Origin of the sequence: Nocardia salmonicida NBRC 13393 (assembly GCF_001613085.1) — a bacterium.
In the GTDB taxonomy this organism is placed as follows: domain Bacteria; phylum Actinomycetota; class Actinomycetes; order Mycobacteriales; family Mycobacteriaceae; genus Nocardia; species Nocardia salmonicida.
In genome coordinates, this window is sequence record NZ_BDBR01000011.1 from 20,780 (window position 1) to 46,048 (window position 25,269).

At 67.5% G+C, this 25,269-nt stretch carries 25 protein-coding genes; 15 read left to right on the forward strand and 10 right to left on the reverse strand.

All coding sequences use genetic code 11. The features are described 5' to 3' along the window. The first annotated feature begins 16 nt into the window (after positions 1-16). From xseA to NS1_RS13220, 9 genes are all read left to right on the forward strand, one after another. Positions 17-1,303: an exodeoxyribonuclease VII large subunit gene (xseA, locus tag NS1_RS13180; RefSeq protein WP_062984577.1), complete on the forward strand. Its 1,287-nt coding sequence runs from the start codon at positions 17-19 to the stop codon at positions 1,301-1,303. Beyond that, complete coding sequence (locus NS1_RS13185; RefSeq protein WP_373864333.1) at positions 1,300-1,560, forward strand: exodeoxyribonuclease VII small subunit; 261 nt, start codon at positions 1,300-1,302, stop codon at positions 1,558-1,560. The genes xseA and NS1_RS13185 overlap by 4 nt, the downstream gene beginning before the upstream one ends. Positions 1,561-1,689: 129 nt before the next feature. Next, complete coding sequence (locus NS1_RS13190; protein ID WP_062984579.1) at positions 1,690-2,958, forward strand: amidohydrolase family protein; 1,269 nt, start codon at positions 1,690-1,692, stop codon at positions 2,956-2,958. A gap of 61 nt (positions 2,959-3,019) precedes the next feature. Continuing rightward, positions 3,020-4,444, forward strand: a complete 1,425-nt coding sequence (locus NS1_RS13195; protein WP_062984581.1) for an FAD-binding oxidoreductase — start codon at positions 3,020-3,022, stop codon at positions 4,442-4,444. A 14-nt stretch (positions 4,445-4,458) separates the two neighbouring features. Beyond that, positions 4,459-5,484: an ABC transporter substrate-binding protein gene (locus NS1_RS13200; protein ID WP_062984582.1), complete on the forward strand. Its 1,026-nt coding sequence runs from the start codon at positions 4,459-4,461 to the stop codon at positions 5,482-5,484. Beyond that, positions 5,481-6,248, forward strand: a complete 768-nt coding sequence (locus NS1_RS13205) for an ABC transporter ATP-binding protein (RefSeq protein ID WP_062984585.1) — start codon at positions 5,481-5,483, stop codon at positions 6,246-6,248. Before NS1_RS13200 ends, NS1_RS13205 begins: the two co-directional genes overlap by 4 nt. Then, positions 6,245-7,009: an ABC transporter permease gene (locus tag NS1_RS13210; RefSeq protein ID WP_062984587.1), complete on the forward strand. Its 765-nt coding sequence runs from the start codon at positions 6,245-6,247 to the stop codon at positions 7,007-7,009. Before NS1_RS13205 ends, NS1_RS13210 begins: the two co-directional genes overlap by 4 nt. Further along, positions 7,006-7,788 (forward strand): ABC transporter permease, encoded by a 783-nt coding sequence (locus NS1_RS13215; RefSeq protein ID WP_062984589.1) that lies wholly within the window; start codon positions 7,006-7,008, stop codon positions 7,786-7,788. Before NS1_RS13210 ends, NS1_RS13215 begins: the two co-directional genes overlap by 4 nt. Then, positions 7,785-8,798, forward strand: coding sequence for a LacI family DNA-binding transcriptional regulator (locus NS1_RS13220; RefSeq protein WP_062984591.1), 1,014 nt, complete (start codon positions 7,785-7,787; stop codon positions 8,796-8,798). Before NS1_RS13215 ends, NS1_RS13220 begins: the two co-directional genes overlap by 4 nt. A 26-nt stretch (positions 8,799-8,824) precedes the next feature. Here NS1_RS13220 and NS1_RS13225 read toward each other — a convergent pair whose 3' ends face one another. After that, positions 8,825-9,391, reverse strand: a complete 567-nt coding sequence (locus NS1_RS13225; protein WP_062984593.1) for a DUF4245 domain-containing protein — start codon at positions 9,389-9,391, stop codon at positions 8,825-8,827. 127 nt (positions 9,392-9,518) lie between these two features. On the opposite strand from NS1_RS13225, the gene glpX reads away from it, so the two are divergent. Both glpX and NS1_RS13235 read left to right on the forward strand, forming a co-directional pair. Then, complete coding sequence (glpX, locus tag NS1_RS13230) at positions 9,519-10,562, forward strand: class II fructose-bisphosphatase (RefSeq protein ID WP_056813608.1); 1,044 nt, start codon at positions 9,519-9,521, stop codon at positions 10,560-10,562. A gap of 224 nt (positions 10,563-10,786) precedes the next feature. Next, complete coding sequence (locus NS1_RS13235) at positions 10,787-12,187, forward strand: class II fumarate hydratase (protein WP_062984595.1); 1,401 nt, start codon at positions 10,787-10,789, stop codon at positions 12,185-12,187. Between the two features lie 52 nt (positions 12,188-12,239). On the opposite strand, the gene NS1_RS13240 is transcribed toward NS1_RS13235, so the two are convergent. The 3 genes from NS1_RS13240 to phoH2 form a co-directional block, all read right to left on the reverse strand. Next, on the reverse strand, positions 12,240-13,094 hold the full coding sequence (locus NS1_RS13240; protein ID WP_062984597.1) for an acyl-ACP desaturase: 855 nt from the start codon (positions 13,092-13,094) through the stop codon (positions 12,240-12,242). An 83-nt stretch (positions 13,095-13,177) separates the two neighbouring features. Next, the gene (locus tag NS1_RS13245; RefSeq protein WP_062984940.1) at positions 13,178-13,804 is read right to left on the reverse strand and encodes an LGFP repeat-containing protein; all 627 of its coding nucleotides are present in this window, start codon (positions 13,802-13,804) and stop codon (positions 13,178-13,180) included. A gap of 184 nt (positions 13,805-13,988) precedes the next feature. Continuing rightward, complete coding sequence (phoH2, locus tag NS1_RS13250; RefSeq protein WP_082843528.1) at positions 13,989-15,383, reverse strand: RNA 5'-3' helicase PhoH2; 1,395 nt, start codon at positions 15,381-15,383, stop codon at positions 13,989-13,991. Between the two features lie 307 nt (positions 15,384-15,690). Here phoH2 and NS1_RS13255 point away from each other — a divergent pair, with 307 nt between their 5' ends. Further along, positions 15,691-15,963: a hypothetical protein gene (locus NS1_RS13255; protein WP_062984599.1), complete on the forward strand. Its 273-nt coding sequence runs from the start codon at positions 15,691-15,693 to the stop codon at positions 15,961-15,963. Here NS1_RS13255 and NS1_RS13260 read toward each other — a convergent pair whose 3' ends face one another. Together NS1_RS13260 and NS1_RS13265 are read right to left on the reverse strand one after the other, a co-directional pair. After that, positions 15,964-16,383 (reverse strand): limonene-1,2-epoxide hydrolase family protein, encoded by a 420-nt coding sequence (locus NS1_RS13260; protein ID WP_056813620.1) that lies wholly within the window; start codon positions 16,381-16,383, stop codon positions 15,964-15,966. It abuts the gene before it with no gap. Between the two features lie 44 nt (positions 16,384-16,427). Next, entirely contained in the window at positions 16,428-17,141 is a 714-nt protein-coding gene (locus NS1_RS13265) for a TetR/AcrR family transcriptional regulator (protein ID WP_062984601.1), read from the reverse strand. A 108-nt stretch (positions 17,142-17,249) separates the two neighbouring features. Here NS1_RS13265 and NS1_RS13270 point away from each other — a divergent pair, with 108 nt between their 5' ends. The 3 genes from NS1_RS13270 (at position 17,250) to NS1_RS13280 (ending at position 20,832) form a co-directional block, all read left to right on the forward strand. Further along, positions 17,250-18,449, forward strand: coding sequence for an FAD-dependent monooxygenase (locus NS1_RS13270; RefSeq protein ID WP_255284517.1), 1,200 nt, complete (start codon positions 17,250-17,252; stop codon positions 18,447-18,449). Between the two features lie 460 nt (positions 18,450-18,909). After that, complete coding sequence (locus tag NS1_RS13275; RefSeq protein ID WP_157125197.1) at positions 18,910-19,707, forward strand: hypothetical protein; 798 nt, start codon at positions 18,910-18,912, stop codon at positions 19,705-19,707. A gap of 141 nt (positions 19,708-19,848) precedes the next feature. Then, entirely contained in the window at positions 19,849-20,832 is a 984-nt protein-coding gene (locus NS1_RS13280) for an LLM class F420-dependent oxidoreductase (protein ID WP_062984605.1), read from the forward strand. Between the two features lie 2 nt (positions 20,833-20,834). Here the strand turns inward: NS1_RS13280 and NS1_RS13285 are convergent, their stop codons facing one another. The 4 genes from NS1_RS13285 to NS1_RS13295 all read right to left on the reverse strand — a co-directional run bounded on the left by NS1_RS13285 (position 20,835) and on the right by NS1_RS13295 (position 25,231). Then, positions 20,835-22,133, reverse strand: coding sequence for a hypothetical protein (locus NS1_RS13285; protein WP_062984607.1), 1,299 nt, complete (start codon positions 22,131-22,133; stop codon positions 20,835-20,837). 4 nt (positions 22,134-22,137) lie between these two features. Then, on the reverse strand, positions 22,138-22,350 hold the full coding sequence (locus NS1_RS40000) for a hypothetical protein (RefSeq protein WP_131816804.1): 213 nt from the start codon (positions 22,348-22,350) through the stop codon (positions 22,138-22,140). Positions 22,351-22,527: 177 nt separating this feature from the next. Beyond that, entirely contained in the window at positions 22,528-23,823 is a 1,296-nt protein-coding gene (glyA, locus tag NS1_RS13290; RefSeq protein WP_056816047.1) for a serine hydroxymethyltransferase, read from the reverse strand. 196 nt (positions 23,824-24,019) lie between these two features. Further along, complete coding sequence (locus tag NS1_RS13295) at positions 24,020-25,231, reverse strand: hypothetical protein (RefSeq protein ID WP_056813633.1); 1,212 nt, start codon at positions 25,229-25,231, stop codon at positions 24,020-24,022. Positions 25,232-25,269: the final 38 nt, after the last annotated feature.

Consider the following 25,269-nt stretch of genomic DNA (forward strand, 5'->3'; position numbering starts at 1 on the left):
CGCGTAGAACTGACCTATGACTCAGGACGGCGTCGCGCAAACCGGCGCTCCGGCCAATTCGGCGGAGCAGCCGTATCCGGTGCGTTCGGTCGCGGTGAAGGTCGCCCAGTGGATCGAGCGGCTCGGCAGCATCTGGGTGGAGGGGCAGGTCACCCAGATCAATCTGCGCCCCGGCACCCGCACCGCGTTTCTGGTGTTGCGCGACGCCTCGGTGGACATGTCGCTGTCGCTGACCTGCGATCCCGATCTGTTGCGCAGGCTGCCGGTGCCGTTGACCGAGGGCAGCCGTGTGGTCGTCTACGGCAAGCTGCACTTCTTCACCGGTCGAGGCACGGTCTCGTTGCGGGTCACCGAGATTCGCGCGGTCGGCATCGGTGAGCTGCTGGCGCGGATCGAACGATTGAAAGCCCTGTTGACAGCCGAGGGGTTGTTCGATGCCCGGCTCAAGCGACCGTTGCCGTTCCTGCCCGCGACGATCGGGCTGATCACCGGACGGGCGAGCGCGGCCGAGCGTGACGTCTTGTCCGTGGCCCAGAATCGCTGGCCCGCAGTCCGTTTCGTCATCCGCAACACCGCGGTGCAGGGTCCGACCGCGGTCCCGCAGATGCTCGAAGCCTTGGCCGAACTCGATCGCGACACCGACGTCGAGGTGATCGTGCTGGCTCGCGGCGGCGGCAGCGTCGAAGACCTGCTGGCCTTCTCCGACGAAGCACTGTGCCGAGCGGTCGCCGCCGCCCGCACCCCGATCGTCAGCGCCATCGGCCACGAACCCGACAACCCGCTGCTCGACCTGGTCGCCGACCTGCGCGCGGCCACCCCCACCGACGCCGCCAAACGCATCGTCCCCGACGCCGCCGCCGAACTGGCCGGAGTCCGGGACATGCGCGCACGCTCGGCGGCCGCGTTGCGCGGGTGGGTCCAGCGCGAGGCGCACACCATCACGCAGTTGCGATCGCGTCCCGTCCTCGCCGATCCGCTGCGCGAGCTGAACCACCGCCACGACGAGCTGGAGCGCTTGCGCACCGCCGCGCGACGCAATGTCGAACAACTCGTGCGCGGCGAGTCGACGACCACCCTGCACCTGCGCGAGAAGCTCACCGCCGTGGGTCCGGCCGCCACGCTGGCCCGCGGTTACGCTGTCGTGCAGCGCGTCGCCGGTCCCGAACGCCATGTCGTGCGTTCGATCGACGACTCCCCCGCAGGTAGCCAGCTCCGCATCAGGGTCGCCGACGGAGCCGTCACTGCCGCGGCACTCGGCACCCAGCGACTGACGCCAGAAACCACCGACGAGAAGAGGAAGTGACCGTGGCCGACGCCGGTTCCGAGAACACCGCTGCCGACACCTTGGCCGAGATCGCGACCTTCGGCTACGAACGCGCCCGCGACGAGCTCATCAACGTGGTGAAGATGCTGGAACAGGGCGGCCTCGACCTGGACGACTCGCTGGTGCTGTGGGAACGCGGCGAAGCCCTCGCTACGCGCTGCGAACAGCATCTCGCCGGTGCCCGGCGCCGCGTGGAGGACGCGCTCTCCCGCGCGGATCTCGACTCCACCGACTGATCCGGCGCCGGTCTCCGCGACCGGTGCACAAAACGCAATTCGCGCTTTACGGCCACGAAACACTGTCCCGGCACGCTGATCCTCGTTGGTAAATCGATTGATCAGCCTGGTGGCTGGGAGGCGTACGCCGTGGAGATTTTCGTCGACGGACTGTTCGTGCCGGTGCACGACGGGGCCGAACCCTATCGGGGATTCCTTACTGCCGAGAACGGCGTCGTCACCGCGACCGGACCCGGTTCACCCGAGATTCCGCCCGGCGCCACCGTGGTGGATCTAGCGGGCAAGCTGGTGCTGCCGGGCTTCGTCTCGGCGCACAGCCACCTGTGGCAGTCGGTGTTCCGCGGCCTGGCCGACGGCTGCTCCACCTACGGGTGGATCGAGCAGTTGCACATGCGATACGGCCCGCTGCTCACCGAGTCGGACATGTACGCCTTCACCGTGCACGGCGGTCACGACCTCCTGCGCCACGGCATCACCACGGTCTGCAACCACACGCACAGTTTCGGCGGCGGTGCGGCCGGGCAGTGGCGCGCCGCCCTGGATCTGCCACAGCGAACGGTCTACGCGCACAGTCCTTCTCGCACGGACACCGCGGCCGAACGCCGGGCAGGGATAGAACAGTTCCAGAAGATCACCGCCGAGGTCGACGATCCGCGTATCCTCGGCCGTTCCTACAACACCACCTGGCCGCTCGACGAACCCGAGATGCGCGCCGAAGCCGAACTGCTGACCGAGTACGGCATCGGCAAGCACCTGCACTATCTCGAGGATCCAGCCGCCGCCGACCGTCAGCGCGCCGACTTCCCGCTGCTGCTGGCGACCGGAAGTGTCGGTCCCGACACGGTTTTCGCGCATTTCATCCACACCACACCCGAGATCGTGGCCGAGGCGGGCAGGCGCGGCGCGGCCATGGCGTGGAATCCGCTGTCCAACGGCAGGCTCGGCTCCGGCGTTCCCGACATCCTCGGATATCGCGCCGCGGGCCTGCGGATCGGGCTCGGCGTGGACGGCCAGGCCAGTGCCGACGTCGCCGATCCGTTCCAGAACATGCGCACCGGGCTGTACCTGCTGCGCGCGGCGGCCAGGGACGCGACGGTGCTGAGCAGCCGGGAGATCCTGCGGATGCACACCCTCGGCAGCGCCGAAGCGCTCGGTGTCGAGGACCGTGTCGGCAGCCTGGAGCCGGGCAAGTTCGCCGACTTCCTCGTCCTCGATCCGGAGCAACCGAGCACGGGCCCGCTGTCACCAGACCGCTACGCGCACACCGTACTTGCGCTATCCGCTGCCAACATCGTCGATGTTCGACTGGGCGGGCACAGCGTCTCGGCGGGACTTTTCGAGGCCACCGCCACTGGCGCCGTCCACGAGCGCGTCGCCGCTCTGCGCGCGCTGCTCTGACCCGAATTCTCGATGCCGGACGTCCCGACATCCCTCTCGAAACACCTTGGAGTACTACCCGATGTCACCTATCGAAGCCCTGACAAAGCTGCGGACCGAGCTCGGTCCCATCGACCACTCCACCGACGCCCGTAAGTTGCGCAGCAAGAGCCGCGACCGCTTCGCGCAGAGCCCGGTGCTGCGAGACCTGTTGCGCGGCCGCAACGCCGAGATCTTCATCGCCCCGCGCGACAAAGAGGAACTGCGCACCGCCGTCGCCGCGTGCGCGCGCCATCGCATCCCGATCACCGTGCGCGGCGCGGGTTCCGGGCAGTTCGGACAGGGCGTGCCGCTCAGCGGTGGCGCGGTGATCGACGTGACCGCCCTGGCCGGGGTCCTCGGCTGGCACGGCGATCGCGGCAGGCAGATCCCGCGCACCGTACGGGCGCTCACCGGCACGGTGGTGGCCGATATCGACGCCGCGATCCGCCCGTCGGGCTGGGAGCTGCGCATGCATCCGTCCACCTCGCAGCAGGCCACCGTCGGTGGCTACATCGCGGGCGGACACGCCGGAATCGGCAGCTGCCAGTGGGGAATTCTGCGTGACACCGGCAATATCACCGCGCTGGAAGTGATGACGGTGGAAGAACATCCGCGCCTGATCGAACTGCGTGGGCGCGATGTGAACACCGTGCACCACGCCTACGGCGCCAACGGCATCATCACCGAGGTCGAGCTCCCGGTCTCCCCTGCGTGGGAATGGCACGAGCTGGTGATCTCGTTCCCGGAATTCGAACAGGCGGCACGCTTTTCGGTCGACATCTGCAACAGCGACGGTGTGCTGAAGAAGGTCGTCTCGCCCCACGCGCATCCGCTCCCGCAGTACTTCCCCGATCTGGCGGGTCTCGTACCCGACGGCGAGGCGATGGTGCTGCTGATGGCGGCCGTGCAGTCGGTGCCGAATGTGGAGGATCTCGTGCATGCCAACGGCGGCCGGATCCGCTACCGCTGCCTCGAGGGCAAGGGCACCTACGGCGCACCGCTCTACGAATTCACCTGGGGGCATTCGATGATGCACTACCAGCGCCGCAACAAGAAGCTGATCGGACTGCTCGCGCTGTACCCGCAGGAGAACCTGTACGAGTCGATCCTGCGGATTCACCGCGACTTCGCCGAGCTCGGCCCGCTACATCTGGAGATGAAGCGGATCGACGGCGGCCTGTCGTGCCAGGGCTCGCCGGTATTCGAGTTCGAGAGTCAGCAACAGCTGGCCGCGATCACCGCGCAGTTGCAGCAGGCCGGGCTGTTCATCGCCAATACCCACACGCCCGTCCTCGGCGCGAGTGGCATGAAGCCGTGGGGGCCGAAAGAGGCCGCGTTCAAACGCGAATTCGACCCCTACGGTCTGCTGGCCCAGGGCAAGGCCGACGACGTCGTCGGCACCGACACCGTTTCCACCTCGACCGCGCTGCCCAACAGCGGCTGGTCCTACCGACTGAGCAACTGAGAAAGGCGCCCATCATGCAACTCTCCCGTCGTCACGCCCTGCGGCTGACCGGCTGTGTCGGCGTCGCCGCCGGCCTTGCCGCCTGCTCCCCCGCCGCCTCACATTCGACCGAATCCGGCAATGCGATTGCCATGCAACTGGGTTGGATCAAGAACGTCCAGTTCGCCGGTGAATACCTGGCACTGGAGAACGGTCACTTCCGCGATGCCGGACTGTCCGTCGACCTGCTCGCCGGTGGCGCGGCGGGTACCAGCACCGAAGCCGGTATCGACACCGGCAAGGTGTGGATCGGCACCTCCACGCCGCAGAAGGTGGCCGCCGCGGTGGAACGGGGCGTACCGGTGCGCATCATCGGCGCGACCCTCGCCACGAGTCCCGCGTGCATCACTTCGCCGGAGTCGAAGCCGTTGCGGACACCGAAAGATCTGGTGGGCAAGCGAGTCGGCGTGGCGGACCACAATCTGCCGACGTTCGAGGCGCTGCTCACCGCCAATGGCGTAGACCCGTCATCGGTGAAAGTCATTCCGGTGCAGTTCGATCCGTCACCGCTGGTCAACGGCGAGGTCGACGCGTGGTCCGGGTTCACCACCAATGAGCCGGTCTCGCTGCGCGCCAAAAGGTTCGCCACCTATTCCTTTCTGTACAACGATTTCGGATTACGCACGTGCGCACAGGTTTTCGTCGTCTCCGAGCAATCGCTGGTCGCTGAACGGGCCAAGTGCAAGGCGTTCCTCACCGCCGAGATCAAGGGCTGGAAGGACGCGCTCGCCGATCCCGATCGCGGTGTCGCGCTGGCCGTGCGGAAGTACGGCGCCGATCAAAAGCTCGACACCGCGCAGCAGCGTGCCCTGCTCGACGCGACACTGCCGCTGATCCAGACGCCCGATACCCGCCGCGACGGACTGCTCACCCTGTCGACGAGTCTGATCGCCGACACGGTGACGGCGCTGGAACGTACGGGTTCCACGGTGACCGCTGCCCAGCTGTTCGATTCCTCACTCCTCACCGAGCTCTACACCGAGAATCCGGGGTTGCGATGACCGGCATCGACATCAGTGGACTGACCAAGACATTCACCGCGGGCAAGCGCAAGGTCGAAGCGCTCGCCGAGGTGGACCTACGGAGCGAGCAGGGCGAATTCCTGTCGCTGCTCGGACCTTCCGGCTGCGGCAAATCGACCATTCTGCGAATTCTGGCCGGTCTGGACACGCCGACCGCCGGCTCGGCGCTGGTCAACGGACGTACCCCCGAGCAGCTGCGGACCGAACACGAGCTGGGTATCGCCTTTCAGGACTCGGCCCTCTTGCCCTGGCGCAGTGTGCGTTCCAATATCGCGTTGCCCCTCCAGGTGGCGGGGCTGCCGGTCGACCACGCGGTGATCGACGGGCTCATCGAACTCGTCGGTCTCACCGGGTTCGAGGCGGCCAAACCGGCACAGCTGTCCGGCGGTATGCGGCAACGGGTTTCGATCGCCCGGGCGCTGGTGGTGAAGCCGTCGGTGCTGCTGCTGGACGAGCCGTTCGGCGCGCTCGACGACATGACCCGGCAGCGGTTGAACATGGAGCTGCTGCGGATCTGGACCGAGAAGCCCGCCACCACGTTGATGGTCACCCATGGCATCGGGGAGGCGGTGTTCCTGTCCGATACCGTCGCGGTGATGTCGACGCGGCCGGGACGCGTGCTGGAGCTGGTCGATATCGACCTGCCGCGACCACGGGCACCGGAGATGATGCGCACACCGGAATTCCATGCGCTGCACGATCATCTGTCGGGCCTGTTGTTCGGGGAACGGCGGCCCGCGTGAACGCCCGACTCGCCGGACTGCGTGGCCCCGCGGTCCTGATCCTGCTGTGGGCGGTGGCAGGTCTCAGCACGTCCGCCGTGCCCACCCCGTGGGCAGTCCTGGCCTCCGTAGCCGAGGACGGATTCGCCCTCTACGGCCCGAACGCGTCGATCACCGCGTGGGGTGCGGTCCAGGGCTTCGCGTTCGGCAATATCGCCGCCCTCGCCGTCGCACTCGCCGTGGCGGTGTTCCCCCGCACCGAACCCTTGGCCGCCCAGCTGGCCGTGATCAGCTATTGCGTGCCACTGCTCGCGCTCGGCCCGATCGTGCTGGTGGTATTCGGCGGACGCACGCCGACGGTCTTCCTTGCCGCGGTCTCGGTGTTCTTCACCTCCATGATCGGCACCCTCACGGGCCTGAAATCAGCCAACCGCACCAGCATCGATCTGGTCGACGCGTACGGCGGCAACGGCTGGCACCGCCTCGTCCGGGTCCGGATCCCCGCCGCCTTGCCCGCCGCGACTGCCGCACTCCAGATCGCCGCGCCCGCAGCCGTTCTCGGTGCGATTCTCGGGGAGTACCTGGGTGGGGTGGACAGTGGTGTCGGCGTCGCGCTCACCGCCGCGCAGTCCTCCTACGATCTGCCGCGCACCTGGGGCATGGCTCTGGCGGCCGGATTACTCTCTGGCGCAGGCTATTTCGTTGCCTCCTTGGCTGGCAAGATTGTTCGGACCCGGCTGTACGGCCCGGGCCCCATCACGCAACCGGAGAACGAATCATGAAGAGTGTCTGGGCTTTCCTCGGCTCGGTGGCGCTGGCCACGGTGCTCGTACTCGCCGTGTGGTTCGGCTTTCTCGCCGCGTTCCCCCAGATCGGACCGCGAATCGGCCAGACTCCGATGGACGTGTGGGCCTACCTGATCGACGGCGAACCCGCCCATCGCGCGCGGATCGTCGACGGGCTCACCATCACGCTGCGCGACACGGGCCTCGGATTCGTCGTCGGGATGAGCCTGGCGCTCAGCGGCGCCGCGCTGGCCCTGCTGTCGCGCGAATTCGAGCGCAGCGCGGTGCCGGTGGCGACCCTGCTGCGCTCGATCCCGCTGGTCACTCTCGCGCCGATCCTGGTGACCACCTTCGGCCGTGGGCTGACGATGGTCGCCGTCACCGGCGCGCTCGTGGTGTTCTTCCCTGCCTTCGTCACCCTCGTGGCCGGGCTGCGCGCCGCGCCGGCGCAGAGCATGGACCTGATCCGGGCCTACGGTGGCAGCGAGGCCGCGGCGCTGCGCATGGTCGCACTGCCGGCCGCGCTGCCCTCGCTGTTCGCCGCGCTGCGGATCTCGGTGCCCGGCGCGCTGATCGGCGCGCTCATCGCCGAATGGCTCGGCACGGGTGCGGGGTTGGGGTCCTCGATGCTCAAAGCGATTCCGCGCTACGACTATCCGCAGCTGTGGGCCTCGATCGCGGTGGTCGCCGCCGCGTCGATCGTGCTCTACACGCTCGTCGGCGCGGTCGAACGTGTCGTCGCGCTGCGCTTCGCCGATGCCTCGGTAATCTCATGACCACGAAGGAGGTGCGCGTGCCACCGAGGCCGACCATGCGCGATATCGCGGCCGCCGCGGGTGTCTCGCCGTCGGCGGTGTCGCTCGCGCTCGCGGGCAAGGGCCGGATGGAAGACAGCACCCGTGCCCGCATCCTGGCCACCGCCACCGAACTCGGCTACCGGATCAACCGCGAGGCCAGGGCACTGCGCACCGGGCGAACGATGATGATCGGACTGGTCACCTCGATGGTCGCCGATCAGGTCGACGACCACGAATCACGCCTGGACTGGTACACCCGCACCGCACTGGCCGCCGCCAACGAGTCCTTTCGGCACGGCTACGCGCTGGTTCTCGTCCCGCCGCTGGGCGAGCACGACCAGGTACACGATCTCGCCGCCGACGGCGTCCTGCTCATCGACCCCGACCCGGCCGAAGGCATCGTCGAAACGGCGGCCGCCCGCGGTCTGGCGGTGGTGACGATCGGCGGCCACGCGCCCGCCCCGGCGAGCTCGGTATCGCTCGACCGCGACGCGGCGGTCGACCTGGCGATGACGCACTTCCTGAGCACCGGCGCTCGCCGACCCGCCCTGCTGGTCGACAACAGCGGCAGACAGAATGCCGCCGCCTCCAGAACCGCCTACGAACACTGGTGCCGCATCGCGGGCATGACGCCGATCGTGGCGACCGTCGATTTCGCCGGCGGCGGCGGCCGCACCAGACTCGCCCATCGCGCGTGCGTGCAACTGCTGACCGAACGCCCCGACGTCGACGCCGTCTACGCCCCGCTGGACTCGGTCGCCGCCGGTTGCGTCACCGCGGCCCGCGAACTCGGCCGCACCATCGGCGCCGACCTGGGCCTGATCACCTCCGAAGGCAGCATCGCCCGTGACAACGATCCGCCACTCACCGCGATCGACACCCATCGCGAAGAGCAGGCAGCGGCGGCGGTTCGCATGCTGGTCACAGCCCTCGCCAGCGGCGAAAGGGCACCGAACCAAACTTTCCTACCCAGCCTGATCGTGCGCTGAGCCCACCTCGAAGCCGGGTGTTGCGGCTACTTCGACAGCGGTTGCGCGGCGGTGATCGCCGTGGCCAGCGTAGTGAACGCGGCTTCGTTGCCCGCGCCGGTGATCAGGATCCGCACCCCACCGAGGTCGGCGATCCAGCCGGTTTCCTCGGTCGGCTCGGTATAGACGACCCACTTCTGCCCGGCCACCTCGTGTGTCCCGGTCGGGTAGCGCGAGCCGAGTTCCTGCCGCGACAACGCCTCCTCGGAGGCGCCGGTCTGCGAATACCGCATGTAGGTCCCCTGCGGCGTGATGTAGCCGACCGTGCTCACCGCACCGCCACCGGCGGCGGCGATGGTGTCGCGGCTGCCGGAGTTCGACGTCCAGCCCTGCGGCAACGTCGGGTTGCGGATCGGGAACGACAGCGTCTTCGCGTCGGATTTCAGGGCGGCGTCGGCGTCGAAATGCGGGATCTGACCCTGCGTCGGCCCGTTCGTCGCCACCGTGCACTGGCTCGCCACACCCGCCAGCACCACCGCGGCCAGCACCAACGGGATCAACGACCAGAACAGATCGCGGTAGTCGTTGAAAATGCGGTGCTTGGTCTGTGCCACGGCTACCAGTATCCACTCGAGCCATGACCAGGCCGCCCAGGGGTCATCGCAGGAGGTCGTGCACGAGCGTGCCGTTTCGAAATGCGACAATGCCCCCGTATCACCAACGCCAAGGAGGCACTCCGCAATGACGCCCACCTCGCCCGTTCACAGCCGCCGCGAGGCACCCGATCGCAACCTCGCACTGGAGCTGGTCCGCGTCACCGAGGCAGGCGCGATGGCGAGTGGCCGTTGGGTCGGCCGTGGCGACAAGGAAGGTGGCGACGGCGCTGCCGTCGACGCCATGCGTCAGCTCGTCAGCTCGGTGTCCATGAAGGGCATCGTCGTCATCGGCGAAGGCGAGAAGGACGAAGCGCCGATGCTCTACAACGGTGAGCTCGTCGGCGACGGCACCGGCCCCGAGGTCGACTTCGCGGTCGACCCGGTCGACGGCACCACGCTGATGTCGAAGGGCTCCCCCGGCGCCATCTCCGTGCTCGCGGTCGCCGAGCGCGGCGCCATGTTCGACCCGTCCGCGGTGTTCTACATGCACAAGATCGCCGTCGGCCCCGACGCCGCGGGCTCGATCGACATCACCGCCCCGATCGGCGAGAACATCCGCCGCGTGGCCAAGGCCAAGCGCCTTTCGGTGTCCGACCTGACCGTCTGCATCCTGGACCGTCCTCGCCACGAGGACACCATCCAGCAGGCGCGCGACGCGGGCGCTCGCATCCGCCTCATCTCCGACGGTGACGTCGCGGGCGCCATCGCCGCCGCGCGTCCCGAGTCCGGCGTCGACATCCTGGTCGGCATCGGCGGCACCCCCGAGGGCATCATCGCCGCCGCCGCGCTGCGCTGCCTCGGCGGTGAACTGCAGGGCATGCTCGCCCCGAAGGACGACGAAGAGCGGCAGAAGGCGATCGACGCGGGCCACGATCTGGACCGCGTGCTCTCGACCACGGACCTGGTCTCCGGCGACAACGTCTTCTTCTGCGCCACCGGCGTCACCGACGGCGACCTGCTGCGCGGCGTGCGCTACTACGCGGGTGGCGCGTCCACCCAGTCGATCGTGATGCGGTCCAAGTCGGGCACCGTCCGCATGATCGACGCCTACCACCGCCTGACCAAGCTGCGCGAGTACTCCTCGGTCGACTTCGACGGCGACGACAGCGCGAACCCGCCGCTGCCCTGACATCAGCGGCCGGGGCCGCGGGTTCGCGGCCCCGAGGGCTCGCGCTCGCGGGTCGATACTGCGCCTGCGGCGTTCCGTCTCGACCCGCGAACGCGAGCCGGCCGCGAACGGGCTCGTAAGACTCGCCTGTGTTGGTCGTCTCTGGATGTATTCCCGCGGGCGGTGTGGGAATCGCCGCTGGTGTGGGGCCACCATTCGCGGTGTTCTCGTCCTAGGGTCGAACTATGGCTGACGACGACGGGCAGTACCGGATCGAGCACGACACCATGGGGGAGGTTCGCGTCCCTGTCGACGCCCTGTGGCGGGCGCAGACGCAGCGGGCCGTCGAGAACTTCCCGATCAGCGGACGTGGGCTCGAACGAGCCCAGATCCGGGCGCTCGGTCTGCTGAAAGCCGCCTGCGCGCAGGTCAACAAGGATCTGGGCCTGCTCGATCCGGTCAAGGCCGACGCGATCATCGCGGCGGCGGGCGAGATCGCCAACGGTGAGCACGACGACCAGTTCCCGATCGACGTGTTCCAGACCGGTTCGGGCACCAGCTCGAACATGAACGCCAACGAGGTGATCGCCTCGATCGCCGCGCGTAACGGTGTGACCGTGCACCCCAACGACGACGTGAACATGTCGCAGTCCTCCAACGACACCTTCCCCACCGCCACACACCTAGCCGCCACCGAGGCCGTGATCACCGATCTCGTTCCCGCGCTGGACCATCTGCGCCTCGCCCTGCTCGACAAGTCGCAGCAGTGGCGCACCGTGGTGAAGTCGGGCCGCACCCACCTGATGGACGCGGTGCCGGTGACGCTCGGTCAGGAATTCGGCGGCTACACCCGCCAGATCGCCGCGGGCATCGAGCGCGCGATGGCCACCCTGCCGCGCCTGGGCGAGTTGCCGATCGGCGGCACCGCGGTGGGCACCGGACTCAACGCGCCCGCCGGCTTCGGCACGAAGGTCGTCGCGGAACTGGTGCGCACCACGGGAATCGACGCGCTGCGCGAAGCCCACGACCACTTCGAGGCACAGGCCGCGCGCGACGGACTCGTCGAGGCCTCCGGCGCGCTGCGCACCATCGCGGTCAGCCTGACCAAGATCGCCAACGATATCCGCTGGATGGGTTCGGGCCCGCTCACCGGGCTCGGCGAATTGCAGCTGCCGGACCTGCAGCCGGGTAGCTCGATCATGCCGGGCAAGGTGAATCCCGTACTGCCCGAGGCGGTGACGCAGGTGGCGGTGCAGGTGGTCGGCAACGACGCGGCGATCGCGTTCGGCGGGGCAAGTGGGGCCTTCGAGCTCAATGTCTACATCCCGGTGATGGCCCGCAACCTGCTGGAGTCGATTCGCCTGCTGGCCAACGTTTCTCGACTGTTCGCCGACAGGTGTGTGAGCGGCCTGGTGGCCAATGAGGAGCACCTGCGCACGCTCGCCGAATCGTCACCGTCGATCGTCACCCCGCTCAACTCGGCCATCGGTTACGAGGAAGCGGCCGCCGTCGCCAAAGAGGCACTGCGCGAGAAGAAGACGATCCGTCAGACCGTGCTCGATCGCGGGCTGGTCCCGGACAAGCTCTCGCTCGAAGAGCTCGACCGCAAGCTCGACGTGCTGGCCATGGCCGACGTCGACCGCTGAGAACACGAACGGCCGCCACCTCGCAGGAGGTGACGGCCGTTCGCGTAGCGGCTCAGGCCAGGTGCCCGAGTTCCGCGCGAGCCTTCTCGCCCGCTTCGCTGAAATCGGTGCGGGAGAAGATGTTCCAGCGCTGCAGCAGCGGCTTGAACACCAGTTCGTCCTCGTTGGCACGGTCGTAGATGCCCGCCTCGGCCAGCGCCTCGTCGCTCGATCCGCCACCGGGCAGATCCACGTGCGGCACCCGGAAGTCGGCGACTCGATCGGCGATCGCGCGCACGCCCTGGTCGGGAACCAGGTCGAGGGCGGCGGCGACGAGCGCGGCGAAGAACTCGGCCTGCAGCTCGTCGTCGGCGGCCAGCTTCTCGGCCATCGCGGTGACGATCGGGTTCTCGCCGAGCGCGGCGGTGTTGCGATGACGGATCGCGGCAGCGGCCTCTTCGAACGCGCAGGTGGCCAGCACGTCGATCAGGTGCATGGGAGGCCGGTTGAAACCATCGGTCATGTGCTGCATGCGGGCCCGCTCGAGCGCGATCGGGTCCACCGCGCGCGTGAGCATGAGGTAGTTGCGGATCATGATCTCGTGGCGGTTCTCCTCCGCCGTCCACCGGCCGACCCAGCGCCACCAGGGGCCGATGCGCAGGTGCTTGCCGAGCTCACGGTGGTAGGACGGCAGATTGTCGGCGACCAGGACGCTCACGGTCAGCGCGAGCCTGGCGGTCTCGCTGAGCTCGGACTGTTCCGGGCTCCAGTCGGTGCCACCGAGGAAGGCGAAGTTGCGCCCGTCCGACCACGGCACCTGCTCGTGCGGCTGCCAGCCGTCGGCCACCTCGATGTGGCGACGCAGGTTGATTTCCACCTCGTCCGCGAGCGAATCCAGCAGCTCGCGGTCGGTCAAAGTTTTCTGCACCCAGACAACCTAGTACCTCGTGCGCAAGCGCGGGGACCTACGGGGTGAACCGGGCCCCCGCGCTGGGGCGGAGCACAACGCTCTTACTTGGGCGTCACCGTGATCTCACCGTTGACCCAGGTGATGGTGCCGCCGGTGAAGTCGCTCTGCTTGCCGCCTGCGATATCCTTCTCGTCGCTGGTCGGGTAGCCCAGAGTGCCGTTGGCGCCGCCGTTGGCCTCCCACGCCTCGCGAATCTCACCCCACACGATGTGGGCGCCGGAATCCTTGCTCCAGTAGATGGTGCCGCCGGTGAAGTCCTGGTACTGGCCGCCGTCGGGGCCGGGTTCCTGGGCTTCTTCCGGTACGCCGAGCGGGCTGGCCGCGCCGCCGACCGCCACGTACTTCTTGTAGACCTCGCCGGAGATGGTGATGTCACCGTTGGGAGTGGAGACGGTGGTCGATTCGCCTGCGGCTCCACTGGTGGTGGCCGCACCGGAGGTGGTCTCGGTACCGGAGGTGGTTTCCGAACCCGGGGTGGTGGTCATGCTGCCCATGCCCGGCATGGTGGTCACGCTGCCCCCTGGGGCGCCCATCGCGGAAGTCACCGAGGCGACGGCGTCGTTGGCCTTGTCCTGGTCGTCGTCGCTGCAGCCGGCGGCGAGCAGCAGACCCGTCGCGGCCAGGACCGCGGCGCTCCCGGCAACAGTACGTCGAGCGAAGTGGTTCATATCCATCCTCTCGCGAGTGGCTCCCCCCGGGGGTGCCCCCGGATTGGAGCCTGGCCGACATCCGCAACGGCCCGGCGGAACAGTGTTCGCCGAGCCGTTGCTGGATTGGTATCGGAGCGGATATTACCCACCGTTTGCGGTAATCAAACGGATTCGGACCGTGACGCGGCCCGATTGCCGGTGATTACGCGCTTGGCCCGTACTCCTCGAGCATCTCGGTCACCAGCGCCGCGATCGGCGAGCGCTCGCTGCGAGTGAGCGTGATGTGCGCGAAAAGCGGATGCCCCTTGAGCTTTTCGATCACCGCCGCCACGCCGTCGTGCCTGCCCACCCGCAGATTGTCGCGCTGGGCGACATCGTGGGTGAGCACCACCCGAGAACCCGTGCCGAGGCGGCTCAACACCGTCAGCAGCACATTGCGCTCGAGCGACTGCGCCTCGTCGACGATCACGAACGAATCGTGCAGCGACCGACCACGAATGTGGGTCAGCGGCAGCACTTCGAGCATGTCGCGACTGAGCACCTCCTCAAGCACCTCACGGCTGGCCAGCCCGTCGAGCGTGTCGAAGACGGCCTGTGCCCACGGGCCCATCTTCTCGCTCTCCGAACCCGGCAGATAGCCCAGTTCCTGCCCGCCCACCGCGTACAGCGGCCGGAACACGACCACCTTGCGCTGGGTCCGGCGCTCCAGTACCGCCTCGAGCCCGGCGGTCAACGCCAGCGCCGACTTACCGGTACCGGCGCGTCCACCCATCGACACGATCCCGATGCTCTCGTCGAGCAGCAGATCGAGTGCGATGCGCTGTTCGGCCGAACGCCCGTGCAGACCGAATGCCTCCCGTTCCCTGACCAGTTGGATCCGCTTGTCGGCGGTGACCCGGCCCAGCGCGCTGGAGCTGCTGCCCAGCAACCGAACACCGGTGTGGCACGGCAGTTCACGCGCATCGTCGAGGTCGATCACCGAATCGGTGTAGAGCTGATCGATCTGGGAGCCCGAGACGTCGAGTTCCACCATTCCGCTCCAGCCGGAGGTCACCACGTCCTGGGCGTGGTATTCGTCGGCCGACAAGCCGACCGCGCTGGCCTTGACGCGCAGCGGGATGTCCTTCGACACCAGCACCACGTCTTCGCCCTCGGCCGAGAAGTTCAGCGCGCAGGCCAGGATGCGGGAATCGTTGGTGTCGGAACGGAACCCGGCGGGCAGCACCGACGAGTCGGTGTGGTTGAGCTCCACCTGCAGGGTGCCGCCGTCGGTGCCGATGGGCAGCGCCTGGTCGAGCCTGCCGTGCTGCACACGCAGGTCATCGAGCATGCGCAGAGCTTCGCGGGCGAACCAGCCGAGCTCGTGGTGGTGCCGTTTCGCCTCCAGCTCACTGATCACGACCAGGGGTAGGACCACACTGTGTTCCCCGAACCGGGTTACCGCCCAGGGATCCGACAGGAGTACAGAGGTGTCGACGACAAAAGTCTTGCGACCGGAACGTGAGGGGCGAGCCCCTTTCTTCGAGGCCGAATTGCTCGAGGCCGAGGCCGAGGCCGTGTGCTTCGCGGAAGCGGAAACGGAGCGTGCAGCAGTCACGGTGGGCTCCTTATGTGTTCGCACGGCACCCGCGCGAACGATCTCGCTGGACCGGTCCGTCCTTGTGGGCGTTCGACGCTGAGTCAACCGCCCCGAGGGCCAGGTGCCGGCCCTCTCGCACTGAGTAGCTCAGTCACGGTCAGGACCTCCCGTACGAATCACACCGACGCGACTCGCATCACCGACGCTACCGCCGAATTCGTAGCCGCGCTGCTGGACCGGCACACGTGTCCGTGAATTTGTCGTTAACCGGCACTGTCACGCCGGATCCGGCGCGTTCGCGCCGCCGAGCGCTAGAGTCGATGGCATGGCCGGTGAACAGGATCTGGACGAGCTGTCGTCGAAAGAACTGCACGATCGCGCGGTGAAGACCGCCGTGCACCACGGTGATGTGAAGTTCCTGTGGGAGCTGCTCAAGTCGATCCCGGCGGCCCAAGCCGAGGCAGGCGACCTGGGTGAGAGCTCGGCCGACATCAAGTACGTGCTGCCGATGATCGACGACTACTTCCACGCGGGCGACGGCAAACTGGCCGATGTGCTGCGACCGACCTACCTGGCGTATCTGCGCAAGCACCAGTAGTCAGCGTCCGCGGATCGCCTTCACCACGCCCACGATGGTGCCGCGCAGGACGTTGCCCTTGCTGAAGTGGTCGTCCCACAGCACGATTCGGCCGTCGCGCAACTCGAAGGTGCCGCTCACCCAGAAGCCGATCCGCACCGGGCCCACGTGCAGGTAGTCGGTGCGGTCGGTGAGCACGATGTCGCCGTCGGCGGCGATGTGGTGGATCTCCGCCGAGAACCCGAGCTTGGGACGATCCAGGCCGCGCAACACCGCGGCGACTCGCTTCTTGCCACGCACGCTGGGCAGCGAGGCGTTCTTCCAGACGATCTCGGGATCGAGCAGATCCAGCGACTCGTCCACCGCGCTGAGCTCGAGCGCGTTGAAGAATTCGCGCACGATGGTGACAGCGGGCTCCGGCAGTTCCGGCTCGTCGGTCATGGGATGAGCCTAGGGCTCCGATCGCCGTGGGACCAGTGGTCCACTCAGTTCCGCTGGTCGATCAGGACGGCGAGTCCGGCGATGATGCGGTCGACGCCGAACCGCAGGGCGTCGTTCGGGCCGCCTCTGCCCGCCGGGGCGGCGGCTTCCTCGGCGAAGGCCGCGCGTACCTCGGGATAGCGGCCCGCGGCGGCGGTCATCATCGCGGTGAACTGCTCGGTGAACTGCAGTTCGCCGTCGCCGCCGATCGACGCGACCTGCTGAGCCAGATTGCGGGCGTGACCGTTGAGCAAGACGATCGTGTCCAGCTTCTCCGAGCCGGTGAGGCCGGTCCCCGCCAACGCGGTGAGCGCGGCCTCGGTCCACCCCATCTCGTTCGGACCGAACGGGCGCGCGCCGAGGGTGAGCTCGATCGCCCACGGGTGCGCGAGGTAGCGGGCGAAGATCGCCTCACCCCAGTCCCGCAGGCCGGTGCGCCAATTCTGTTGCGCACCGGCGGTATTCGGCGGCTCGCCCATCGCCGCGTCGAGCATCAGCGCGGTGAGCTGCTCTTTGCCCGGCACGTACCGGTACAGCGACATCTTGGTGAAACCGAGGCGCTCGGCCAAGCGCTGCATCGACAACGCGGACAGCCCTTCGGCATCGACGAGCACGATGGCCTCGGCGACGATCCCGTCGAGGGTGAGCGCGGGTTTAGGCCCGCGCTTGGGGCGCTGCGTGGTCCCCCACAGCAGCTCGACTGTGGTCGGCGGCGGCATCTGTCCATCCTCTCGAAAATCATCTTGACGCGAAACTGTGTCTACCATACTCTTATCTGCATCCACCGGATACAGATTCCATCGGACACAGATATTCTAGGAGTTCCCGTGCGTACCGTTCTCATCTCCGGCGCCAGCGTCGCCGGCCCCGCCCTCGCCTACTGGCTGCACCGATACGGCTTTTCCGTCACCGTCGTCGAGCGCGCCCCCGCACTCCGGGCAGGCGGGCAGGCGGTGGATTTCAAGGGCAGAACCCACCTCACAGTGCTAGAGCGAATGGGCATCCTCGACGAGGTTCAGGCCAGGCGTACCGGCACCACCGACCTGGTTCTCGTCGACGCCGACGGACGCGAGCTCGGGGTGATGTCGGGCGAGTTCACCGGCGGCGACCTCGAGATCCTGCGCGGCGACCTGGCCGAGATCATGTACGACAGGACCGCCGACTCCGTCGAATACCTCTTCGGCGACACCATCACCGACCTGCACGACACCGGCGACGGGGTGGCGGTGCGGTTCGAGCACAACCAGCCGCGCACCTTCGACCTCGTCCTCGGCGCCGACGGAATCCATTCCCGGGTACGGAAATTGGCGTTCGGCCCCGAATCCGACTACGTCACACACCTGAATTATTACTACTGCGTGGCAGGCGCGAGCCGCTGGAGCGACGCGGCCACCCCCCGCGACAAAGCGTCAGGCTACGCCCACAACACCCCGGGCAAACTCGCCATCGACAGCGGCCCGAAGGCACAGCAGATGTACATGTTCGCCGCTCCCGAACTCCACTTCCCCCGCGACGACGCCGCCGCCCAACGCCAGATCATCGAAGAAACCTTCGCCGACATGGGCTGGCACGTTCCCCGCATGCTCACCGACCTGGCCGACTTCGACGACATCTACCTCGATTCGATCAGCCAGGTCCGCATGAACGGCGCCTACACCCGCGGCCGCGTCGCCCTCGTCGGCGATGCCGCCTACGGAAACACCCTGGCGGGCTTCGGAACCGGCCTCGCCGTCGTCGGCGCGTACGTGCTCGCCGGCGAACTGGCCGCCGCCGCGGGCGATCACGTCGCCGCCTTCGCCAACTACGACCGAATCATGAAGCGCTACGCCAAAATCGCGGGCAACACCAACGCGGGCCACTTCCTCGCACCGAAGACCGCCCTCGGCATCAGGGCCCGCAACTGGTTCCTCGGCTCCCGCTTCTTCACCCTGATGATGAAATACGGCGACAAGGCCGCCAACGACATCGACCTGATCGACTACCCGCAGCTGGTCGGAACCGCGACACTGCGCCCCCGGGCGAATTGATCGAGCCCAGCAGGCTCGGCATCTGGCTCAAACTCCCCGAAGGATTCTGCCGCTTGGTCGAGGTCGTCAGCGATGACGTCGCGCAGTGCGAGTCCGCCGGTCCTCGGCGTCAGCTCGCACTCGCGTCGACCATCTACAGCTGGCATTATGTGTGCGTCCGAGTTATGCCATCTATAGATGGCCTGTCGCCGGTGGGGGTGCGTGGCGGTTGAGGCGATCGACAATCCGATCTCGAACGCCCCGAACGAGCCGCTCGACTGAACCTGGACCTGTGATGCCCGAGCATCCACCACAGCAACCCGCCAATGCTCTGTCGGCCACACGTTCCGCCTTCATCTCGATCACACTGCGGTGGTGGCTGCTATTCGTCGCAACTGTCGCTTGCGTACCGCTGATCTGGTTCATGCTCAACGCTCCGGAACCGAGCAGCCAGGTAGGGCGCACGACAAAACAAGTCGTGGTGACTGCGGCATTCCTGATGCTGATCTGTTTCGGGCCGATGGCGCCGGTCGGCGTGTGGATCGCCGAGCGCCGACGACGCGCGTTGCGCCAGCCTTGGATTTGCTGGCGAATCCAGTACCAGCGTGGGAACTACGAGCACATCACACTGATCGACGAGCAGGGTCGAAAAGTACAGACACACATGCTCAACACCTGGCCCGCCATGCGTGGTCGACTCTTCGACGAATCGACCACCCACGTCTGGTTCGCTGGCGACCCGCTGCGGCGCGGGGTTCTTTCGCGCCCCGGCGGCGCGAATCTCCGTTATTGCTGGGCATCGACACCGTCGACCGGCGAGGTCCGAGCTACCCTCGCACGATCCGCCCCGCGCGATCAACCCCCACAGAGTTCACCGATGACCAGCGAATCATATTCCGCCGCAAACAGATTCACCGCGCAGCGAGTAGATGACCACCTGGTGATGGTGCCTCCATCGGACTATCCCACCCCCGAACCCCCACCCAACTTCGGCGGGCTCGACGACCCGCGGTACCCGTCACCACGAAGGCTCCGCCGTTGGCTTGCCTACCTCGCCGATATCACGATCCATCTCGGCCTCGCTATCGGCATCGCGTTCGCCGTCGACGCGGCGACCAGCACCGTGACCGATTTGGATCGTCCAGATGTCGATCCGCGAGTAGTCTTCGTTGCGTTCTTGGCCATGTCGTTCATCGATCGCGTTGTGCTGCAGAGCTTTTCCCACACCACCATCGGCGGCATAGCGCACGACGGGATCATCGACCACAACGGGCGGTAGAAGCGCGCGCTCACCTACCTGGTGACGCAGGCAAGCTCGACTCCGTCTCGTCGAGGCGATCGCTGCACGCGTGCGCAATCTTGGCTTGGTAATTTTCGACCTCTTGACTTGGAGTGCACTCCAAGTCATATCGTCGAGGACATGAGCATTCGACTCGGTTACCAGATGCCCAACTTCAGCAACACCGCTTCGGTGCGTGAGTTGTTTCCCGCGGTGATCGCGCAGGCCAGGGAGGCGGAGGCGGCGGGCTTCGATGCCGCTTTCGTGATGGATCACTTCTATCAGTTACCGGTGATCGGCGAGCCGCAGGAGCCGATGCTGGAGGCCTACTCGGCGCTGTCCGGTCTGGCTACCGCGACCGAGCGAATTCAATTGTCCGCCTTGGTGACCGGCAATACCTATCGGAATCCGGCGCTGCTCGCCAAGACTGTCACCACGCTCGATGTGGTGAGTGGCGGGCGGGCGGTGCTCGGGATCGGGGCGGGGTGGTTCGAGCTCGAGCATCAGCAGTACGGGTTCGAGTTCGGCACGTTCACCGAACGATTCGAGCGGCTCGACGAGGCATTACAGATCATCACGCCGATGCTGCGCGGGCAGCGCTCCACCTTCGACGGCAAGTGGTACCGCACCGAGAACGCGATGAACGAACCCCGCATCCGCGACGACCTGCCGATCCTGCTCGGCGGTGGCGGCGAGAAGAAGACCTTCGGCATGGCGGCCCGTTACGCCGACCACCTCAACATCATCTGCAACGCCACCGAACTGCCGCGCAAACTCGACGCCCTGCACCAGCGGTGCGCCGAAGCAGGACGCGACCGCGCCACCCTCGAAACCAGCTTCCTCGCCTTCGTCATCGCCGACCAAGACGGTGACCGCGCCAGGAAACTACAGTCCGAGATGCTCGCACGGCTCGGTATCGACCTGTCCACGATGACCGACGCCGAACGCCTCGCCAGCATCGCTGACCGCCAATTCGTCGGCACCCCTGACGAAGTCGCCGAACAGGTCGAGGCCCGCGTGCTCGACCACGGCGTCGACGGCATCATCGTCAACCTGATCACCAACGGCCACGAACCCGGCGTCATCGAGCAGGTCGGCCGCGCCCTGCGACCCCTGGTGAGCTGAGCTCACCACGAAGCGAAGTGGTCTTCTCCCCGTTGACGGATCTGTTGGCGACGGCGGAAGAAGACCTCTTCGGGGGTGACGGTGGTCAGGGCGCCGGTGATGCGGCTCAGACGGGTGTCGTAGCGGTTCTCGTGGATGTGGCGTTCGATGCCGGCTTGCCATTCGGGGGAAAGGCGCGACCAGATCGCGGCGACCCTGGCCTGGGCGGCCGGTTCGGATTCGGCGAGTAGTTGCAGGAGAGCGGGCCAGTACGTGGCGTCGGTCGCGTGGGCGGGCAGGGCGGCTACCGAGGTCTCGTCCAGTTCGGCGAGGGTCGCGGCGATGTGGCGGCGGGCCGGTTCGCTCAGTCGGGCCGACAGTGCGAACAGGCCGCGCCACGGGTCGGCTTCGTCCTTGCCGTCCAGCGAGCGGACCAGCGCGCCGAGCACGTCGGTGTCGGCGAATTGGGGGTTCGTCGACAGTGCCCACAGCGCCACCGGATTGAGTCGGCCGATCACGGTGAGCAGGGCGGTGGACGCGTTCCGGTTGACCGCGGTGAGCAGGAATCGACCGACCTCGTGGGTGGTGCCGCGGCCGAAGAAGATGTCGCCGAGGGTGCCCGCCGTCTCGGGGTCGACCTTGCAGAACAACGCGAGCATGGCGTGATGCAGGGTGGGCGGACCGGCCAGCACCGTCTGGAGCATTCCCGGGATCCGCTGTCGCGGGCCCGCGAGCAATTGCCGCACGATCCGGCTCAGCGTGTGCGCGGGGTAGGCGTAGGCGGCGGTGAAGATCAGCCCGGCGTCGTCGAGGACGGTCTGCTCCAAGGCCGCGATCAGCGGTTCGTCCACCACCGAAAGGAACCGCGCCGCCGTCACGTAGTCACGACGCCGCAGCAGCTCGTTGATGATGAGGGTGATCGGCTCCGGACTGCCGTATCGCATCAGCTGTTCGAAGACGTTCGGGTCGAGGTATGGCGCGCCGTCTGCCGCGTAGACGGCGTCGACCGCGCACAACGCCTGCGCGCACTTCACCGGATGTTTGACCCCGACCGCGCCGAGGAATCTGGCCGCCAGCACCGGCGGCACCACCCGCTCGAACAGCGCGACGCCGAGGCCGACCGGAAAGATCGGCACGACCGGGCCGATCCGGCGGAACGTAGCCGCGTGCTCGGCGTGCAGCGCGCGCAGAATCTGCTGGTGCATCGCCGAAAGGTGCACCGCGCCGAGACGAGCCAGCGGCGCGAGGTGTTGCGGCGGCACCTGCAGCGTGCGCGCGAGTACGACGAGTTGAGTCTGGGCTTCCAGTTCGGTCTCGATCATCGGTTCAGCTGCCGAACATGATCTTGCGGGTGATCTTGCGCAGCGGACCGGGCATCGCGATGAGCGCGGCGTCGATGGCCCGGCGCAATGCCCGCACCTCGTTGGCCCGCGCGGCTCGGAACAGTTCGATCAGCTCTCTGGCCTCGGCCTCGGTGAGCAACTCGAACGCATGCACCTCCCCGCCGACCTCACGCGCAAGCTCACGTCGATATCCCATGCGGACTGACCATGCCGTATTCCATTACCCCCGTAGGCACTTACTCAGAATTTTGTGCGTTCCGACAATCACACGTCACAACCCCTGTCACCGCGACACGCTCCTGCTACGAACGGCGATCGCCCCGGTAGACCGAGTTTTCGGTCTACCGGGGCGATTCGCGAGTGTGAGTCGGTCTCAGCCGAGCAGGCGCCAGTCCTCGAGGCCCTGGTAGAGCGGGACGCTCTGGGCCAGCTTGGAGACCCGACCACGCAGCGTGTCGGTGTCGGAGGAGCCCGCGAGGGTGGCGGCGATGATGTCGGCCACCTCGGTGAACTCGGCGTCGCCGAAACCACGGGTCGCCAGCGCGGCCGTGCCGATGCGCAGGCCCGAGGTGACCATCGGGGGGCGCGGGTCGAAGGGGACCGCATTGCGGTTGACGGTGATGCCGACCTCGTGGAGGAGGTCCTCGGCCTGCTGACCGTCGAGCTCGGAGTTACGCAGGTCGACCAGGACCAGGTGCACGTCCGTGCCGCCGGTGAGGACGGAGACGCCCTTGTCCTTGACGTCGGCGCCGGTCAGACGCTCGGCGAGGATGCGGGCGCCGGACAGGGTGCGGACCTGACGGTCGGCGAACTCCTCGGTGGCGGCGATCTTGAACGCGGCGGCCTTGGCGGCGATCACGTGCATGAGCGGGCCGCCCTGCTGGCCGGGGAACACCGCGGAGTTGAGCTTCTTGGCGAACTCCTGCTTGGCCAGGATCAGGCCGGAGCGGGGGCCGCCGAGCGTCTTGTGCACGGTGGAGGACACGACGTCGGCGTAGGGCACCGGCGAGGGGTGCAGACCGGCGGCGACCAAGCCGGCGAAGTGGGCCATGTCGACCCACAGGTAGGCGCCGACCTCGTCGGCGATCTCGCGGAAGCGAGCGAAGTCCTGGTGACGCGGGTAGGCCGACCACCCGGCGACGATCACCTTCGGCTTGGCCTTGAGTGCGATGTCACGCACCTCGTCCATGTCGATGCGGTGGTCTTCCTTGCTCACGCCGTAGGAGTGGACGTCGTAGAGCTTGCCCGAGAAGTTCAGGCGCATACCGTGGGTGAGGTGCCCGCCGTGCGCGAGATCGAGGCCCAGCAGGGTCTCGCCCGGGTTCATCAGCGCCATCAGCACCGCGGCGTTGGCCTGCGCGCCCGAGTGGGGCTGCACGTTGGCGAACTCGGCGCCGAACAGCTCCTTGGCACGGTCACGAGCCAGGGTCTCCACCACGTCGACGGCCTCGCAGCCACCGTAGTAGCGGCGGCCCGGGTAACCCTCGGCGTACTTGTTCGTGAGGACGGAGCCCTGCGCCTGCAGGACCGCGCGCGGCACGAAGTTCTCCGAAGCGATCATCTCGAGGGTGTCGCGTTCGCGGGCGAGCTCGCCCGCCATCGCGGCGGCCAACTCGGGATCGAGCTCACCGAGAGACTGGGTATTCACCGAAGCGGTCGTCTGCGTCACGCCTGCGAGTCTATTGCCGACCGTGTACGCGCCGAGCACGGGGATACCGCAACACCGTCCGAGCCGCCACCCGAGAGACCAGGGTCACACCGCGCCTGACCAGGTTCGATAGCCGTCGAACACGACAGACTCGGCGAAACGACCCGTCCGACGGTGACCGATGACACAGAGATGACCGCCCCGCCCGGCTGCGCCGTCATCCAGTAGCGACGCTCATCCGCCGGATCGCCCCCGGCGTCAGCGGCTCGTCGAGCAGACGCCCGAACCGCTCGACCCGATCCTGGGCGCCGACCGCGCCGTCGAGCCAGCCACCGAGCAACCGGTAGCCCTCGACATAGGTGCTGATGTAGGCCCGCCACAGCGGCGAGGAGAGAAACCGCAACGACTGCCGCGCCCGCTCCGGCGTCGCCAGGATCCACCGCTGCAGGAACAGCGCCACCTCGTCCTCGCCGCGGTGCTGATCGTGCAGCAGCAGCGCGGCGTCCTGACGCACGTTCAGCAATTTCGCCGACGCGGTCGAGAAGCGTTCGGCCCGTTCACCGTCGAAACGAAGGCCGAGGTCGGCGTAGATCTCCTGGGCCCACACGCCCCAGCCGGGTCCGACGATCGACTGCAGGGCGAGGTCGGCGAGGCCCTCGGCCATCAGGCACTGCGGGGTGTTGACCAGGAACAGCGTCTGCTCGTCCTCGCCCGCCGCGACCAGTCCGGCTTCCTTGCGGCAGTGCTCGGTGTGATGGCCGGGGTAGGCCTCGTGCGCGATCAGCGCGGGGAGGTTGCCCATGTGCTGTTTGAGGTCGGAGTTGATCGCCACCGTCGATGCGAAATTGCCGAGGTAGTAGTTGAAGCCGGACCAGGGCTTGTCGCCGACGACCTCGTAGGTGACGTGCTCGTGGTCGGGCAGCGGATACCGGTCACGCACCCGCTCGCGCAACGCACTGGAGAACGCTTCGACACAGGTCGCGAGCTTTTCCGGCGGGATCTCGTCGCCGCGACGGTAAGCGGCGGCGCGTTCGGCGAGCGGACCGTCGCCACCGAGCACCTCGTCCATCTGCCGGTGCGCTTCGCGATAGTCGTCGGGGTCACCCGGTGCGATGTCGACGTCGAAATAGGCGCGGACCTCGTCGACGAAACCGATCTGCTCACCGGCGAACTTGCGAGCCGAGCACTCCATCGCCACCAGGTGGGCATCGAGGAATTCGGTGCGCTGGGCCGAGAGCCCGGCATCGGGCAGGGCGGCCCGCAGGTCGACGGCGCGCCGGGCCAGCTCGGCGGGTTCGGGGACGGCGGCGTTCTCGACATCGCGACGCAGTTGCGGATCGCCGGTGTAGGCGTCGACGAAGCCCTCTTCGAGGCGATCGAAAGCCAAACCGAGGCGCAGGTATTCAGTGACAAGTGGATGTGACCCCATCCGTCCGACATTACGTGGTCGCCCGGAAAATGGCGCCT